This window comes from Sphingobium sp. MK2 (assembly GCF_040170545.1).
Lineage (GTDB): Bacteria > Pseudomonadota > Alphaproteobacteria > Sphingomonadales > Sphingomonadaceae > Sphingobium.
In genome coordinates, this window is sequence record NZ_JAZDXA010000018.1 from 1 (window position 1) to 17,181 (window position 17,181).

Here is a 17,181-nt window from a genome sequence, read left to right on the forward strand (position 1 = left end):
GGCGGTCTCCTTCGATTGAGATCTAACGACTCACTCTGGCACATTCTGATGCCGTACGGAGGCCGTCCACCCCAACAGGGCATTGCGCGTGTCGCCATTCCTTATAACCCGGCGATCCGCCCTGGTGGCTTTGCCGCGGTGACGATTACCAGCGGATCGGGGACCGCGCCGTTGCTGCCGGAATCGGCGGTGCAGAGCGACGCCAAGGGCAATTATGTCTATATCGTCAACGCCAAGAATATGGTCGAGCGACGCGATGTAACGGTCGGACAGGTTTCCGATGCGGGCGTCGCTGTCACCGGCGGTATTACGGGGCAGGAAAAGATCGTGACATCGGCCGGGGCGTTCCTGACGCCGGGGCAGAAGGTCAAGCCGGAAGCGATCAAGGGCAGCTAGGGCCGGCGCGGCCGACAACGGCGCGCGCTGGATGGATTTGAAGAGAGGGGCGGCGTACCGTCCGGCGAGGGAAAGCCCGTCATGAGTTTTCGCAATATGTCCGCATGGGCGATCCGCAATCCGGTGACACCGCTGGTGATGTTCGCTGCGCTGCTGCTGGCAGGAATCGTCAGTTTCAGCCGGATGGACGTCAACAATAATCCCGACATCAGCTTCCCCGCAGTCAGCGTGATCGTCAGCCAGCCCGGCGCGGCCCCGACCGAATTGGAAACCCAGGTTACCCAGCGGATCGAAGCGGCGGTACGCGGTATCAGCGGGGTCGAGGATATCACCTCCTTCGCCTCAGAAGGTCAGTCGCTGACCAATGTGCAATTCCAGATCGGCACCCCGGTCGATCGCGCGGTCAACGACGTCAAAAATGCGGTGGACCAGATCCGCAGCGACTTGCCTGACGGGATTTTGGAGCCGCAGGTCACCCGGATCGACATTGACGGCGGGCCTATCGCCTATTTCAGTGCCGAAGCGACCGACATGACGTTGGAGGAACTGTCCTGGTATGTCGACAATACGGTCGCCAAGCGCTTGTTGTCGGTCAGCGGCATGGCGGCGGTCAATCGGGGCGGCGGCGTCAGCCGGGAAATCCGCGTCATCCTGGACCCGGCCAAATTGCAGGCGTTCGGTATTACTGCGGCGCAGGTGAACCAGCAGCTTAATCAGGTCAATCTGAACGCCGCGGGCGGTCGTACCGAAATCGCCGGGGCCGAACAGTCGATCCGCGTGCTGGGCAATGCGCGTGATGCGCGCGACCTGGGTGCGACCCAGATCGCCATTACCGGCGGCCGTACCGTCAAACTGGCCGACATTGCCGACGTGCGTGATATGTATGCCGAACAGCGCAGCCTGGCGCTGATGAACGGGCGGCAGGTCACCAGTTTCAGCCTCGAAAAGGCGAAGGGTTCGTCGGACGTCACCGTCTATGACGAGGCGATGAAGGAGCTGGACAAGCTCCGCAAGGAAAACCCCAAGGTTACCTATAAGCAGCTTTATACCAGCGTCGATTATACCAAGGAGCAATATCATTCGGCCATGGCCGCGATGATCGAGGGCGCGGTGCTGGCGGTCGTTATCGTCTTCCTGTTCCTGCGCGACTGGCGCGCGACATTGATTTCGGCGCTGGCGATCCCGCTCTCGGCGATCCCGACCTTCTGGTTCATGGACATGATGGGCTTCACGCTCAACGGCATTTCGCTGCTGGCGCTCAGCCTGGTGGCGGGTGTGCTGGTCGATGACGCCATCGTGGAGATCGAGAATATCGTGCGCCATATGCGCATGGGCAAAAGCGCCTATCAGGCGTCGATCGACGCCGCCGACGAAATCGGTTTGGCCGTGTTGGCCACCACCATGGCGATCGTCGCGGTGTTCCTGCCGGTTGCGCTGATGCCGGGTCTTTCGGGTCAGTTCTTCATTCAGTTCGGCATGACCGTGGTGGTCGCCGTGCTCATGAGCCTGGCCGTGGCGCGTCTCATCACGCCGATGATTGCAGCCTATTTCCTCAAGGCGCATGGCGAGGAAAGCCATGGCGAAGGCTGGCTGATGGACCGCTATATGAGCGTGCTGCGCTGGTCGCTCGACGAACGCCGGGCTGTCGCGCGTCGGGCGCGGGGCGGCTGGCATCGCTTTACCGCCATATTCTTCGATCATCGGGTGTGGACCGTAGGGTTCGGCGCGCTGGCGTTCATCGCGACGATCATTGCCTTCTGGACGCTGCCTATGACGTTCCAGCCTACGACCAATACGGATTTCAGTCAGGTGAAGATCGAAACCGTGCCGGGCAGTACCTTGGCGCAGACAACGGCGATCACCCGCAAGGTTGCGGACATGCTGGCGGCTGATACGAAGGTGGTCGATGCCGCCTTTGCCGACATCAAAACCACCAATGCCGACATCTTCCTGACACTGAAAAAGGATCGGCCGATGTCATCGGTCGACTGGGAGCGCAAGATCGCGCCCCAATTCCAGACGATCGCGGATGCACGAATCAATTTCCAGTCGCAGTCGGGTGGCGGCTTTGGCCGTGATATCATCATGATGTTCGGGTCGGACGATCCGGTGAAGCTGGATCAGGTGGCCAACCAGTTGGTGGCGGAAATGGCGCGTATTCCCGAATTGCGTGCGCCGCGCGTGCAGGGCGACATGCAGCGGCCCGAAATCATCATCCGGCCGCGTCTCGACCTGGCCGCAAGCATGGGTGTCACGACGGCCGCGCTCAGCCAGTCGATCCGTATCGCCACGATCGGCGACATCGATCAGAACAGCGCCCGCTTCTCGCTGTCCGACCGCCAGATTCCGATCCGCGTGTCGATCACGGAGGAAAGCCGCAAGGATCTCGGCACGATCGAGAATATGCCCGTGCCGACGGTCAATGGCGGCTTCGTCCCGCTCAAGGTGGTTGCCGACATCACATTCGGCGCAGGCCCGACGCAGATTCGCCGCTATAACCAGATCCGCCGTATTGTTGTCGGTGCCGATCTGGCACCGGGGGTCGTCACCAGCCAGGGCTTGGCAAAGCTCAACGCCCTGCCGTTGATGAAGGCGATCAATGAAGGCCGCGTTCAGGGCGTCCAGAAAATCAGCGCAGGTGACGCCAAGTGGCAGGCGGAAATGCTCGTCAACTTCGCGATCGCGGTGGCATCGGGCATATTACTGGTGCTGGCGGTTCTGACCCTGCTCTACAAGAGGATCATGCCACCCTTCGTCAATCTGGGGTCGCTGCTGCTCGCACCGCTTGGCGGAGCGCTCGCCTTGCATATCGCCGGCCAGCCCTTGTCGATGCCGGTGTTCATCGGCCTGTTGATGCTGCTCGGCATCGTCGCCAAAAACTCCATCCTCGTCATCGACTTCGCGCTGGAGGAAATCGACAAGGGCGTGCCCAAGTTCGAGGCGATCGTGGACGCGGGCCATAAACGCGCACAGCCGATCGTCATGACGACCGTGGCGATGGTGGCGGGCATGGTGCCCACCGCCTTGTCGCTGTCGGGCGATGGGGCCTGGCGCGCGCCGATGGGCATCACGGTGATCGGCGGCCTGCTGCTGTCGACCGTGCTGACGCTGGTGATCGTGCCGGCGACCTTCAGCCTGGCAATCGCGATTGAAAGCTGGGTCGGGCCGCGATTGAGCCGCGGATTGCTGACCTATAAGAAGGGCGACGACAAGGGCGTGCCTCTGCCCGCCGAATAAGGTCGCGGATTTGGGCTTTGCCTGAACGATTGGGCGGCGTAACCGTTAAGGGGCCATGAAATTGCTCCGCGCCCCCCGGTCGACCGGCGACAGCCTGCCTAATCCCGCGCGGCGCATGCGGATCGTCGCCACCGCCATGCTGCTGGTGATGGCGCTGATCTTCATTACGGCGCGCGCGACGGTGCATCTTCATCCCGCCATCGGCTTTGTGCAGAGCTTCGCCGAAGCGGCGATGGTGGGCGGCCTGGCCGACTGGTTCGCGGTCACCGCGCTGTTCCGCCATCCCCTCGGCCTGCGCATCCCGCATACCGCGATCATCCCGCGCAACAAGGACCGGATAGGCGATACGCTGGCGCTGTTCCTGCGCGACAATTTCCTGACCCCGGCCGTCGTCGCCCGGCGGATGCGGGGAATGGATGTGGCATCGGCGGCGGGTCGCTTCCTCGCCAGTCCCTCGGCGGGCGACGGGCGGTTGCGCGCAGGGGCCTCGCGCCTGATCGCCGACATGCTGGAAGCTTTGGACCAGGAACGGCTGGGCGGCATGGTCAAGGGCGCGATCGGCCAGCGACTGCGTGGCATCAACATCGGGCCGCTGATCGGCCAGGCGATCGAGGCGGCGATGCGCGACGGCCGCCATGCGCCGGTCATGGACAGCCTGATCCATTGGGCCGACAAGACGCTGGAAGCCAATGACCATCTGATCCGCCAGATGGTGCATGACAAGGCGGGCAAGGTGCTGCGCTGGACCGGGCTGGATGAAAATCTGGCCAATGCGATCATCGACGGACTGCGCAAGATGTTGGCCGAAATGGCGGCTGATCCGGGGCATGACCTGCGCCTCAAGGCGGAAGAGGGCATGGCGAAACTGGCCTTCGACCTGCAATTTGACTCGGAGATGCAGGCCAAGGCGGCAACAATCCGTGACGAGATACTGGATAATCCCGCCATGCAGCGCTGGATCGACGGATTGTGGGAACAGGCGCGCGGCGGACTGCTGCGCGCGGTGCGCGATCCGGGCCGGGCGATGGCCGGGCGACTGGGCGAAGCGCTTCGTCAATTGGGCGGCACATTGCAGGAGGATGCGCGGCTGCGGCTGGTCATCAACCGTTTCGTTCGGCGCGCGGCCGTAGGCGCGACCGCGACCTATGGCGACGCGATCGTGCGGCTGGTGAGCGATACGGTGCGCGGCTGGGATGCGGGCACCATCACCAATCGGCTGGAGAATGCCGTTGGTCGCGATCTGCAATATATCCGCATCAACGGTACGTTGGTCGGTGGCCTTGTGGGGCTGATCCTGCACATGATTGATGTTGCCCTATAGACCTCGCGGTTCCTCGATCTCGATCCTCAAAAATAATGTTGCAACATATCATTATAATATGATGTAACATTGCATGATCCGTCCAAAGACGGGCGGTGTGGAGAGGAGTCGAACGATGCGCAGGCTGGCAGTTCAGGCGACGGGCAATCAACGGCAGGAGGCGGCAGCCACTGCGCCGTCAGGCTATCAGGGCGGCAAGGGGTCGCCATTTGGCATTGGCGGCGCGATCGCCGTCCATATGGTGGCGATCGGGGTCTGGCTGATGATCCCTCAGACGATGATAGATCAGGTGTTCACACTGCCGCCTCTGGTGACCACCAATGTCCCGCTGCCTGATTCCCCACCACCCAAGGCGCACGATTCGACCAAAGTGCAGCCGGTTCCAAATCGGCCGATGCCCTCGCGGCCCACTGCGGCGGACCCGATCGTGCCGCTGAGCCAGGGTGATCCCATCATCACTGGCGGCTCAGGATCAGGGGAGGGCATAGAGCCAGGCCCCACCATCATCCTGCCACCCGCCGCCCCGCCGCATGTGCCTGTAATGGTCGAGCCGACGATCGACCCGCGCGCCCTGTCTGGTTTCCAGCCCGATTATCCCGGCAGCATGATCCGGCAGGGCGTGGAAGGAACAGTAACGGTGCGGGTGACGATCAGTGCGGAGGGTCGGGTAACCGACATTGAACGTCTTGCCGCGAGCGATGAGAGTTTCTGGCTGGCGACCCGGCGCCATGCACTGCGCCAATGGCGATTCCGTCCCGCCACGCGCGATGGCGTTGCGGTAGCGGCGACCAAGGTGCTGACTGTGCGCTTCACGCTGACCGAACGGTAATCCGCCCAGACAGGGGCATCGGCCCTGCCCTGCCAACGCGGGTTGGCAGGGCAGGGCAGCACCATTTCGCGGCAAGCAACAGACTCTTTTGCATCCTGGTCAAGCCTGCCCTATAAGGCGGGCATGGCGATCTTTCCCCGTCCCGTTTCCCCCAAAAGGGCTGCCCATGATCTTTGGGGCTATTTCCTTGAGCAGCGCCCGCATAAATGGCCCTTGCTGGGCCTGTCGGCCGCGATCACCTATGTCATTATCTGGGCGTTTATCGTCGATGGCAACACCAACACGATGCCGACGCGCAACAAGATCATCTATGTCAAAAGCTGGGACGCCAGCCGGTCCGACGCGGCGGTGATTTTGCAGCAGAAGATGGACATTGCCCGCTACGAGGTCGCGCTGGCGGCCAAGCAGAAGGACATGCAGAAGATCGCCGACATGGTCGGCATCGAATGGCGCGAAGATGCTGCGCGCAACAGTGCCCGGCGCAAGGAAGCGCTGGAACGGATCGACGCCATGCTCGATGCGCGCCTGGCTGAGGCCAAGAAGGCTGAAGGGGCGCAGCAGCCCTGACCGCGACGGTGCCGATACATGATGTAGAGGCCGACCGGCGTATCATGGCCGCGGCCATCGCGCTGTCGCGGCGCGGGCGCGGGCTTTCGACCCCCAATCCCAATGTCGGCTGCATCATCGTGCGCGACGGCCATATCGTCGGGCGCGGCTGGACGCAAAAGGGCGGGCGGCCCCATGCCGAAGCGCAGGCGCTGGAACAGGCGCTCGACCGCGCGCATGGCGCTTGCTGCTATGTGACGCTGGAACCCTGTTTTCATCTGTCGCCACGCGGGCCGCGTTGCGCCGACCTGCTGGCACGCGCAGGCGTGGCCCGCGTCGTGATCGCGCTGCGCGATCCCGATCCGCGCACCGACGGACAGGGGGCGGCCTGGTTGCGTGAACGGGGCATCACGGTCGACATGGGCCTGATGGCAGAGGATGCCGCCCGCGCCATGGCGGGGTTCGTGCTGGGCCAGACGCTGGGGCGGCCGCATGTGACGCTCAAGCTCGCTCTCTCACTTGATGGCCAGATCGCGCTGGCCGATGGTTCCAGCCGCTGGATCACCGGCCCGCAAGCGCGCGCCCACGCCCATATGGAGCGGGCGCGGCATGACGCAATTTTGGTCGGCGGCGGCACGCTGCGCGCCGACGCGCCGCGCCTCGATGTGCGGATCGCCGGGCTTGAGGGGCGCAGTCCGCGCCGCATCCTGCTCAGTCGGGGTGAAGCGCCCGACGGGTGGGAACGTATCAGCGCGCCGGACGACATATCGACGCTCGACCGGGTCGATCATCTGCTGGTGGAGGGCGGGGCGGCCACGGCAGCAGCTTTCCTCCGTGCGGGCTTGGTTGATCGGCTGATGCTCTATCGCGCGCCGATTCTCATCGGTAATGGCCTTGCAGGGATCGGCGACATCGGACTGACCGACTTGAGCGAGGCGCATGGCCGCTGGCGGCTGATCGACGAACGGCGGCTGGGTGCCGACGGACTTGAGGTTTACGAGGCGGTTCGGAGCGCTTAGAGGCCGGGGTACAGGCCCCAATAGATGGATCAGGACGCATGTTCACCGGCATCATCACCGACATCGGCACCATCCGCAGCGCGGAGCAGCGCGGCGACCTGCGGCTGGTCATCGGCAGCGGCTATGCCATGGACACCGTGGCGATTGGTGCGTCGATCGCCTGTTCGGGTGCGTGCCTGACGGTGGTGGAAAAAGGCGCGGACTGGTTCGCGGTCGACCTGTCGGCTGAAACCGTCGCGCGCACCGCGCCGGGTCTGTGGGCGGAAGGGGGGCGGCTGAACCTCGAACGCGCGCTCAAGGTCGGCGACGAACTGGGCGGGCACATCGTCACGGGCCATGTCGACGGTGTCGGGCACCTTGTGTCGGCCACGCCCGAAGGCGATTCTATGCGCCTGATCATCGCCGCGCCCGCTGCGCTGGCGGCCGCGCTGGCGGCCAAGGGGTCGATCACGCTGGACGGGATTTCGTTGACCGTGAACAGTGTCGAGGACCAGGCGGATGGCAGCGTCCATTTCGGCCTCAACATCATTCCGCATACCACCGCTGAAACCACGCTTGATGCCCTGCCCCAGGGGCGCAGCTTCAATCTGGAGATTGACGTGCTGGCGCGCTATCTTGATCGGATGCAGAGCCTTCGCACCAAGTGATTTTAAGTGAATGGCTATTGCACGACTCGAAAATCACGACCGACGAAAATCGCACGATGTGATTGTGGCTTGAAATAATCACATTGCAATGTGATATACGGCCCCGGTCCTTTCCGGGCAGGAGTCGTTTTCATGTCGTCCGCACTTCTCGATACCGTTCGCAGCCTCGTCACCGATGGCGGCATGTCCCGTTCCGGGCTGGCGCGCGCCGCCGGTCTCCACGCCAATTCGCTGCGCAAGCTGGGCGAGGGCGACTGGAACCCGACCGCCGACACGCTGGGCAAGCTGGAGGCCTATCTGTTGAAGCGCGAGGGCGGCACCGCGCTCGCCTCGCCAGAAGAGATCATCAACGAAGCGCGCAACGGCCGCATGTTCATCCTGGTCGATGATGAGGATCGCGAAAATGAGGGCGACCTGGTCATTCCAGCGCAAATGGCGACCCCGGACGCGATCAATTTCATGGCCACCCACGGCCGCGGCCTCATCTGCTTGGCGCTGACCAAGACGCGGGTCGAGGAACTGGGCCTTGGCCTCATGAGCCGCAACAACGGCACCCGCCACGAAACCGCCTTCACCGTATCGATCGAGGCGCGCGAAGGCGTGACCACCGGCATCAGCGCCGCCGACCGCGCGCGCACCGTATCGGTCGCGATCGACGGGTCGAAGGGCAAGGCGGACATCGTGACGCCGGGCCATGTCTTTCCCCTGGTGGCCAAGGATGGCGGCGTGCTGGTCCGCACCGGCCATACCGAAGCGGCGGTGGACGTCGCGCGGCTGGCGGGCCTCAATCCATCCGGCGTCATCTGCGAGGTGATGAAGGATGATGGCACCATGGCCCGCCTCGACGACCTCATTCCCTTTGCCGCGAAGCACAAGATGAAGATCGGCACGATCCGCGACCTGATCGCCTATCGCCGTCGGCATGATCATATTGTCGAACGCCGTGCCGAAGCGACTTTCCAGAGCAAATGGGGCGGCGACTGGAAGGCAATCAGCTTTTTCAACAAGGCGACCCAGACCGAGCAACTGGCGTTGCAGAAGGGGCATGTAATCCCTGACCAGCCAACCCTGGTACGGATGCATCAATTTTCGCCGTTGACCGATACGTTCGGTAAAGAGGGACCGCGCGCCGGCATGCTTGCCCGGTCGATGGAGATTATCGGCGCGGAAGGCGCGGGTATCATCGTCCTTCTGCGCGGCGACGAGCCAGATATGCTGACGCGGATGCTCCAATATCATTCCGGTGCGGCGCAAGGCGACATGGACGAACTACGCAACTATGGCGCGGGCGCGCAGATATTGGCCGAACTCGGCGTGCATGACATGATCCTGCTGACCAACAGCAACCATAGCCTGATCGCGCTTGACGGCTATGACCTGGCCGTGGTTGGGCAGCGTCCGATCGAGTTGTAAAGGATTTACCATGGCCAAATTCCTGATCGTCGAAGCGCGCTTCTACGACCATCTCAACGACCTGCTGATCGAGGGCGCGACGGCCGCACTCGATGATGAGGGGCATAAATATGAGGTGGTGACGGTGCCGGGCGCGCTGGAGATTCCAGGCGCGGTGGCGCTGGCGGCGGAAACCGGGCGCTATGACGGCTTCATCGCCATCGGCGTGGTGATCCGCGGCGAAACCTATCATTTCGAAGTCGTCTCGAACGAAAGCGCGCGCGGCCTGATGGCCTTGTCGATGGACGGTATCCCGATCGGCAACGGCATATTGACCGTTGAAGATGAGGCGCAGGCCCTGACCCGCGCCAAGATGACGGAAAAGGACAAGGGCGGCGAGGCGGCCAAGGCGGCGATCGCCATGCTTGGCCTGCGCCAGAAGTTCGCGATCTAAATTCGCGCGCTGAAAATAGGATAGTCGGCCGGAGGGGGAGACGGTCCGGCCGACTATCGACCCGATCAGGCTGGTGCGCGTGTCCGCACCAGCGTCGGGTAATCGGTATAGCCAGCCTCGCCCGGACCATACCAGGTCGGCATAGGCTGGGGCGGGTTCAGCGGCGCATCGTCGCGCAGCCGCTCGACCAGATCGGGGTTGGCCATGAAGGGACGGCCAAAGCTGATCGCATCGGCAAGGCCGCTGTCGAGATCGGCCTGCGCCCGCGCCTTGTCATAATCGCTGTTCAGGATCAGTGGCCCCTTGAAATGCTGGCGGATCAGCGGCGACTGGCGTGGCACGTCGGTCGCGCCGAAGGTGCCGTTCGGACCCGGCTCGCGCAGTTCGAGCGAGGCGATGCCGATTGCGTTCAGCACGTCGGCGGCATGGGCGAACAGCGTAGCGGGATCGCTATCGTCCACGCCCTGGCTGTCGCCATTGGGTGACAGGCGCACCGACACCTTGTCCGCGCCGATCGCATCGACCACCGCCTGGGTGACCTCGCGCAGCAGGCGAACGCGGTTTTCGACGCTGCCACCATAATCATCGTCGCGAAAATTGGCATTGTCGCGCAGAAACTGGTCGATCAGATAGCCATTGGCGGCGTGGATCTGCACCCCGTCAAACCCGGCGCGAATGGCATTCTGCGCGGCCCGGACGTAAGTTTCGATCAGCGCGGGAATTTCCTCGATCGCCAGCGGACGGGCGGTCTCGAACGGTGCCTTGCCGTCATATGTATGCGCGTCGCCTGCCGTCGCGGTGGCGCTGGACGATACCGGCTGTTCGCCGGTGACGCTCGAATGGACCTGCCGCCCCATATGCCATAGCTGGGCGATAATTCGTCCGCCTGCGTCATGCACGGCTTGCGTCACGGGCTGCCAGGCGGTGACCTGCTCGTCGGACCAGAGGCCGGGCGCGTAGGGCCAGCCAAGCCCCTGGCGCGACACGCCGGTCGCCTCGCTGATGATGAGGCCCGCGCCTGCGCGCTGGCGATAATAGTCCACCATGATCGGGGTGGGCACATGGTCGCGGGTAGCGCGGCCACGGGTCAGCGGCGCCATGAGGATGCGGTTGGGCGCGTCGATCGTGCCGATCTGGATAGGGTCGAACAGGCTGGTCATGGAATCTCCCGAACTTTCAAGGTTGCAATTTGCAACGGGACTTGGGTGCCAAAGCCAGCTAGGGAGCCGCCATGCCCAGTTCAACCCCCGCAACCCCGATGGACATACCACGCCTCGCCTTTCCGGCGCTGATCCTGGCGAATATCATGCTCTCGCTCGGCCCGGTAATGGTGCGGCTGGCCGATGTCGGGCCAGTGGCGGCGGCCTTCTGGCGGTTGACGCTGGCGTTGCCCGTGCTGCTGCTGCTCGCCATTCCCCGGCTCGCGCGTACGCCGCCGACGCGAAGCGAATGGGGCGTGATGCTGTTGGCGGGCGTGGTGTTCGCAGGCGACCTCGCCGCCTGGCATTTGGGCATCATCCATACCAAGGTCGCCAATGCGACCCTCTTCGGCAATATGAGCGCGCTGATGCTCCCGGCCTGGGCGCTGTTGGTGCTGCGCCAGCGCCCGACGCGAATCCAGGTAGCCGCGCTGCTGCTGGCGGGCGCGGGCGCGCTGGTTCTGATGGGGGGCAGCTATGACCTGTCGCCGGTCAATCTGCGCGGCGATCTGCTCTGCCTGCTCGCGGGGGTCTTCTATACCGCCTATATCCTGATCATCCAGAGCGCACGCGGGCGTCTCGACAGTTGGTCGGTGCTCGCCGTGTCGAGCGTCGCCAGCGCGCCGACCCTGCTGCTCTGCGCTGTATGGCTGGGGGAGCGGATCATGCCGGGCAACTGGACGCCGCTGCTGATCCTGGCTTTGTCGAGCCAGTTGATCGGGCAGGGGCTGCTCACCTATGCGATCGGTTGGTTTTCGCCGCTGATCTTGGGGTTGAGCCTGTTGCTGCAACCCGCCGTCTCGGTGCTGCTGGGCTGGCTGATGTTCGGCGAATGGCTCAGCATCACCGACATGATCGGAACGGTTGCGGTTGGCGCGGCGCTGGTGCTTGTGCGACTGCCCACCCGCTCCTAGATTGGGGTCATGACCCAGGATATGACCCTCGACGAAATCCGCGATCTTCTGGCCCCCGTGCTGGCCCGCCACGCCGCCTTCGACGGATGGCGCAAGGAGGCCGTGATGATGGCGGCGGCGGAAAAGGGCGTGGATTCGGATATCGCCGCGCTCGCCTTCGCCGATGGCCCGGTCGACATGATCGACGCCTGGTTCGCCAGCATCGATGCGGCGATGCTCGATGCGCTGCCGCCCGAAACGCTGGATGCCCTGTCGATCCGCAAGAAGATCATCGCGCTGATCGAGGCGCGGCTCGCCCTCATCGCCCCCGATCGGGAAGCGCTGCGTCGGGCGCTGGCGATCCTCGCCATGCCGACCAACACTGCGCGGGCCGCCCGGCTGGGCTGGCGCGCGGCCGATGCCATGTGGCGCGCGGCGGGCGACACCAGCACGGACCTGGCCCATTATACCAAGCGGATGACGCTCGCCGGGGTCTATGCCGCAACGCTGCTGGTGTTCGTCGATGACGCCAGCGATGACCATGTCGACACCCGCGCCTTTCTCGCGCGGCGGATCGAAGGGGTGATGCGCTTTGAAAAGCTCAAGGCCAGGATCAAGGGCGTCGGCGGCGGCGAACGGCTCAGCCTCGCGCGCTTCGTCGGGCGGCTGCGCTACCCCGCGATCTGACGCAGACGCGATTCGCGCTGGCCTTTCCCAATCGGTATTGATAGTCACTCGCAGCAATCATGCTGAGAGTATCCATTGCCGTGCGCCTGACCGACCTGCCGCTGCGCCAGCCCGCTTATGTTGACCTGATCGACTGGTCCGCTCTGTCTCCTTCCGAAGGCCAGCGCCTGCGCGAATTCGGCCTGTGCGAAGGCGCGAGCGTCGAGGCGCTGCACCGGGGCGGTATTTTCGGGCGCGGGCCGATCGCCTGCAAGGTCGGCCGCATGACCATCGCCATGCGCCGCAGCCATGCCGCCGCCGTCACGGTCCGCACCGGCCCGGACAGTCGCGATCAGGACCGCGCCGCATGAGCGCGCTGCCCCTGGTCGCGCTGGTCGGCAATCCCAATGCGGGCAAGAGCGCCCTGTTCAACGCGCTGACCGGCGCGCGGCAGAAGCTCGGCAATTATCCCGGCGTCACCGTCGAACGCAAGGCAGGCCGCCTGTCGCTCAGCGATGGTCGCCCGATCGAGCTGGTCGACCTGCCCGGCACCTACAGCCTCGATCCCGGCAGCCCCGACGAGCAGGTGACCCGCGATGTCGTGATGGGCAAGCAGGTGGGTGAAAAACGCCCCGACGCGCTGGTGATCGTGGTCGATGCCGCCAATCTCGACAATCATCTGCGGTTCGCGCTGGAACTGATCGCGCTCGGCCTGCCGACGATCGTGGCGCTGAACATGGTCGATCTTGCCACCCGCGACGGGCTGGAACTGGACGCCGCGACCCTGTCGCGCGAACTGGGCGTACCCGTCATCGCCACCGTCGCGGTGCGCAAGCGTGGCCTCGATCATCTGCGCGAAGCACTGGGCGAGATGCTGGGCGAGGGCCGCGCGGTGCGCGCCGCCGCGCCCGACCGCGATTTCGACGCCCTGCGCGCCGAAGCGCGGCGCATCGCCCGCGCCGGGATCGTGCGCGAAACCCCCTCGCGTCGCCTGACGGCGGCGGTCGATCGCGTCGCGCTGCATCCCGTCTTTGGCCTGTTGCTGCTGCTCGCCTTGCTGTTCGTGATGTTCCAGGCGGTCTATGCTTGGTCCGAAGCGCCGATCGCGATGATCGAGGGGATGGCCGAAGCCGCCGCCAGCGCCGTGCGCGACACGCTGCCCGATGGCATCATCCGCTCCTTCCTGGTGGATGGCGTCATCAACGGCGTCGGCTCAGTTGTGGTGTTCCTGCCGCAGATTCTGATCCTCTTCTTCTTCATCCTCATGCTGGAGGCGACCGGCTATATGGTCCGCGCCGCCTTCCTGATGGATGGCATCATGGCCAGGGTCGGCCTGTCAGGCCGCGCGTTCATTCCCCTGCTGTCCTCCTTCGCCTGCGCGATTCCCGGCATCATGGCGACGCGGACGATCGCGGATCCGCGCGATCGGCTGACGACGATCCTCATCGCGCCGCTGATGACCTGCTCGGCGCGCCTGCCGGTCTATGCCGTCATCATCGGGGCCTTCATCCCCGCGCGCGACGTGCTGCCGGGCGTGGGGTTGCAGGGCTTCGTCCTCTTCTGCCTCTATGTCGCGGGCATCGTTGGCGCGATGCTGGTGGCGCTGATCCTGCGGATGACCGTGACCAAGGGCGCCAGCGGCGGCTTCCTGATGGAAATGCCCAAATATCAATGGCCGCGCGCGCAGGACATCCTGCTCGGCCTGTGGCAGCGGGCCATGACCTTCCTCAAGCGCGCCGGCACGATCATCTTCGCGTCCACCGTGATCCTGTGGCTGTTGCTGTCTTTCCCCAAAGTACCGGACGGCAGCTCGGTCAGCCAGGTCGATCATTCGGTGGCCGGACGCATCGCCAGCGGCCTGACGGTGGTGCTGGAGCCGATCGGCTTCAACCGCGACATTTCGCTGGCGCTCATCCCCGCCATGGCGGCGCGTGAAGTCGCGGTATCCGCGCTCGCCACCGTCTATTCGATCGAGGCGGGCGATGACGAGGCACTGCTGGAAAAAAGCCTGGGCGACCGGCTCAAGGACCAGTGGCCCCTGCCCACCGCGCTCGCCTTCCTCGCCTGGTTCATCTTCGCGCCGCAATGTATTTCGACGATCGCCGTCACGCGACGCGAAACCAATGGCTGGAAATGGCCCATGTTCATGGTCGGCTATCTGTTTGCGCTTGCCTATGTCGCGGCGGGCGTCACTTACTGGACGGCGACCGCAGCGGGACTATAAGGGGCCGCTTTCAAGGCATTCGGAGGAATCATGGCAGGGTCTGTCAACAAGGTCATTCTGGTCGGCAATCTGGGCGCGGACCCGGAGGTCAAGAGCTTCCAGAATGGCGGCAAGGTGTGCAACCTGCGCATCGCCACATCCGAAAGCTGGAAGGACCGGATGAGCGGCGAGAAGAAGGAGCGTACCGAATGGCACACGGTCGCGATCTTCTCCGAAGGTCTGGTCGGCGTCGCCGAACGCTTCCTGCGCAAGGGCAGCAAAGTCTATATCGAAGGTCAGCTCCGCACCCGCAAATGGCAGGACCAGTCGGGTAACGACCGCTATTCCACCGAAGTCGTGTTGCAGGGTCTGGGCTCGGTCCTGACCATGCTGGACGGCGCGCCGGGCGGCGGCGGTCAGGGTGGCGGCTATGGCGGTGGCGGCGGTGGTCGCGCGCAGCAGGGCGTTAGCGACTGGGGCGGCGGTTCGAGCGGCTATGGCGGCGGCGATGCCGACGACTTTGGCGGTGGCCAGGGCGGCGGCTTTGGTGGCGGCCGCGCTTCGGGTGGTGCAGCCGGCGGCAGCCGCGGTGGCGCAGGCAGCCCCAATTTCGACAACGACCTGGACGACGAAGTGCCGTTCTGATCGGCACAAAGAAATCCTCCTCTGGAAGGGGAGGTGGCAGGGCGTAGCCCTGACGGAGGGGTGCACCCCTATCGAGACGGCGACACCCCTCCGTCTGGCTTCGCCAGCCACCTCCCCCACAGGGGGAGGATAATCTCCTTTTAGCCGCGCGCCAGTTCGGCGGCGGCAAAAGCGCGGATATGCGCGCCCATATCCTCACGCTCCAGTGCCAGCACCAGATTGGCCTCAACATAGCCCGCTTTCGACCCGCAATCGAAACGGCGGCCGTCAAAGGTCACGCCATGGAAGGGCTGCTGCCCGATCAGCGAAGCCATGGCATCGGTCAGTTGGATTTCGCCGCCAGCCCCCTTTTCCTGCGTTTCCAGGATCTTCATCACTTCGGGCTGTAAAATATAGCGACCAGGCAGGATGAGATTGGAGGGCGCGGTGCCGAGCGCAGGCTTTTCGACCAGCCCCTTGACCTCCGTCAGCACGCCATCGCGCGCACCCGGATCGATCACGCCATAGCTCGGCGTCTGTTCCATCGGAATTTCGAGCGCGCAGACCAGATTGCCGCCGACCTGTTCATAGGCATCGACCATCTGCTTCATGCAGCCATGCCCCGGCGCGCCCTTCATAAACTCGTCGGGCAGCAGGATGGCGAAGGGTTCGTCGCCGATGATGTCGCGCGCGCACCAGATGGCGTGGCCCAGACCCAGCGGCTCCTGCTGGCGCAGGAATACCGCATTGCCCGGCAGCAACCGCGTCCCGTCTAGCGCCGACAGATCCTTGCCGCGCTCGCGCTGCGTCGCCTCGGTCTCATAGGCGATGTCGAAATAATCCTCGATCGCCCCTTTGCCACGCCCGGTGACGAAGATCATCTGCTCGATCCCGGCTTCCAGCGCTTCGTCCACCGCATATTGGATCAGCGGGCGATCAACGACCGGCAGCAATTCCTTGGGCACCGCCTTCGTCGCGGGCAGGAAGCGGGTGCCAAGCCCCGCAACGGGGAAAATGGCCTTGCGGATAGGTTTGTTGGACATGCTACTCCATTCTCGCTGTGAGGCGGGATGAAGCAAGGCATCGCCATCCTTGCTGCAAAGGTCAAGCGTTACGACGGCGACATACCATGTTCGGGAAAGCGATGTTCACGCAGCGCGAATATTATACCGCTATTATACCGCTAAAAGTCGCTGTGCGATCTGGTCGAGCGAAGCGATCTCGATTTCAAGCTGGTCGAGCGAGACATGAATCTGGGTATTGCGCCCGTCGCGACAGGTAAAGCCGTCCTCGGCCGGTTGCTGGAAACCATTGATGATGAGCGCGCGGAAACGGTCGATCCGCTGCATGTCGCGCTCGATTGCGGAAATTTCGGTCAAGGCGCTCGCGTTGCGCCGGTCGCGCATCGCGACCATGGTGCGCAATTCGGTCATCAGCTTGGCCATGCTTGGCCGGGTGCGCGCGCCCACCGTGCGGATATCGCCCATCGCTTCGCGCAACAGGCCGATCTTGGCCTCCAGGCTTTGTTCCAGCATCGTCCAGGCGCAGACCAGTCGCCCCACCGCACAGAGCAGCGCCGCGTCCTGCGGCGCATAATCGGAAACCGGCTTCATCGTCATATCGGAAACTAGCTGCAATCCCACGCCCCATACTCCTTTGTCCAAATCCTGCACAGGACGTGGGACAAAAGGCCATAGGGCGATCGGTGTCCGCTCGTGCGCATAACACGGCCTGGCGGCAGCCGTGCAAAAAGGG

At 64.2% G+C, this 17,181-nt stretch carries 17 protein-coding genes; 14 read left to right on the top strand and 3 right to left on the bottom strand.

What is annotated here, in order from left to right:
• The 9 genes from V2I08_RS10165 to ribH form a co-directional block, all read left to right on the top strand.
• Positions 1-396, top strand: a 396-nt coding sequence (locus V2I08_RS10165) for an efflux RND transporter periplasmic adaptor subunit (protein WP_405053637.1), incomplete at its 5' end; no start/stop codon positions are given.
• Between the two features lie 81 nt (positions 397-477).
• Entirely contained in the window at positions 478-3,633 is a 3,156-nt protein-coding gene (locus V2I08_RS10170; RefSeq protein WP_349635000.1) for an efflux RND transporter permease subunit, read from the top strand.
• 55 nt (positions 3,634-3,688) lie between these two features.
• Entirely contained in the window at positions 3,689-4,954 is a 1,266-nt protein-coding gene (locus tag V2I08_RS10175; RefSeq protein ID WP_349635001.1) for a DUF445 domain-containing protein, read from the top strand.
• A 115-nt stretch (positions 4,955-5,069) separates the two neighbouring features.
• Positions 5,070-5,783 carry a TonB family protein gene (locus tag V2I08_RS10180; protein ID WP_349635002.1) on the top strand — a complete coding sequence of 238 codons (714 nt, stop codon included), beginning with the start codon at positions 5,070-5,072 and terminating at the stop codon, positions 5,781-5,783.
• Positions 5,784-5,906: 123 nt separating this feature from the next.
• Positions 5,907-6,350: a hypothetical protein gene (locus tag V2I08_RS10185; RefSeq protein ID WP_310224266.1), complete on the top strand. Its 444-nt coding sequence runs from the start codon at positions 5,907-5,909 to the stop codon at positions 6,348-6,350.
• Positions 6,351-6,364: 14 nt separating this feature from the next.
• Positions 6,365-7,348 (top strand): bifunctional diaminohydroxyphosphoribosylaminopyrimidine deaminase/5-amino-6-(5-phosphoribosylamino)uracil reductase RibD, encoded by a 984-nt coding sequence (gene ribD / locus V2I08_RS10190; RefSeq protein ID WP_349635068.1) that lies wholly within the window; start codon positions 6,365-6,367, stop codon positions 7,346-7,348.
• A 38-nt stretch (positions 7,349-7,386) separates the two neighbouring features.
• Positions 7,387-7,995, top strand: a complete 609-nt coding sequence (locus V2I08_RS10195) for a riboflavin synthase (RefSeq protein WP_349635003.1) — start codon at positions 7,387-7,389, stop codon at positions 7,993-7,995.
• Between the two features lie 132 nt (positions 7,996-8,127).
• Positions 8,128-9,408: a 3,4-dihydroxy-2-butanone-4-phosphate synthase gene (gene ribB / locus V2I08_RS10200; RefSeq protein WP_349635004.1), complete on the top strand. Its 1,281-nt coding sequence runs from the start codon at positions 8,128-8,130 to the stop codon at positions 9,406-9,408.
• A gap of 10 nt (positions 9,409-9,418) precedes the next feature.
• Positions 9,419-9,841, top strand: coding sequence for a 6,7-dimethyl-8-ribityllumazine synthase (ribH, locus tag V2I08_RS10205; protein ID WP_349635005.1), 423 nt, complete (start codon positions 9,419-9,421; stop codon positions 9,839-9,841).
• A gap of 65 nt (positions 9,842-9,906) precedes the next feature.
• Here ribH and V2I08_RS10210 read toward each other — a convergent pair whose 3' ends face one another.
• The gene (locus V2I08_RS10210; protein ID WP_349635006.1) at positions 9,907-11,001 is read right to left on the bottom strand and encodes an alkene reductase; all 1,095 of its coding nucleotides are present in this window, start codon (positions 10,999-11,001) and stop codon (positions 9,907-9,909) included.
• Positions 11,002-11,072: 71 nt separating this feature from the next.
• Between V2I08_RS10210 and V2I08_RS10215 the strand changes: the two genes are divergently transcribed.
• From V2I08_RS10215 to ssb, 5 genes are all read left to right on the top strand, one after another.
• Positions 11,073-11,954: a DMT family transporter gene (locus tag V2I08_RS10215; RefSeq protein ID WP_349635007.1), complete on the top strand. Its 882-nt coding sequence runs from the start codon at positions 11,073-11,075 to the stop codon at positions 11,952-11,954.
• Between the two features lie 21 nt (positions 11,955-11,975).
• Positions 11,976-12,620, top strand: coding sequence for a COQ9 family protein (locus V2I08_RS10220; protein ID WP_405053641.1), 645 nt, complete (start codon positions 11,976-11,978; stop codon positions 12,618-12,620).
• A gap of 80 nt (positions 12,621-12,700) precedes the next feature.
• Positions 12,701-12,970: a FeoA family protein gene (locus V2I08_RS10225; RefSeq protein ID WP_349635069.1), complete on the top strand. Its 270-nt coding sequence runs from the start codon at positions 12,701-12,703 to the stop codon at positions 12,968-12,970.
• On the top strand, positions 12,967-14,823 hold the full coding sequence (locus V2I08_RS10230; protein WP_349635009.1) for a ferrous iron transporter B: 1,857 nt from the start codon (positions 12,967-12,969) through the stop codon (positions 14,821-14,823). The genes V2I08_RS10225 and V2I08_RS10230 overlap by 4 nt, the downstream gene beginning before the upstream one ends.
• A 30-nt stretch (positions 14,824-14,853) precedes the next feature.
• On the top strand, positions 14,854-15,447 hold the full coding sequence (ssb, locus tag V2I08_RS10235) for a single-stranded DNA-binding protein (protein WP_349635010.1): 594 nt from the start codon (positions 14,854-14,856) through the stop codon (positions 15,445-15,447).
• A 140-nt stretch (positions 15,448-15,587) separates the two neighbouring features.
• Here ssb and V2I08_RS10240 read toward each other — a convergent pair whose 3' ends face one another.
• Positions 15,588-16,469: a UTP--glucose-1-phosphate uridylyltransferase gene (locus V2I08_RS10240; protein WP_349635011.1), complete on the bottom strand. Its 882-nt coding sequence runs from the start codon at positions 16,467-16,469 to the stop codon at positions 15,588-15,590.
• Positions 16,470-16,601: 132 nt separating this feature from the next.
• Complete coding sequence (locus V2I08_RS10245; protein ID WP_310224455.1) at positions 16,602-17,045, bottom strand: hypothetical protein; 444 nt, start codon at positions 17,043-17,045, stop codon at positions 16,602-16,604.
• Between the last annotated feature and the right edge of the window lie 136 nt (positions 17,046-17,181).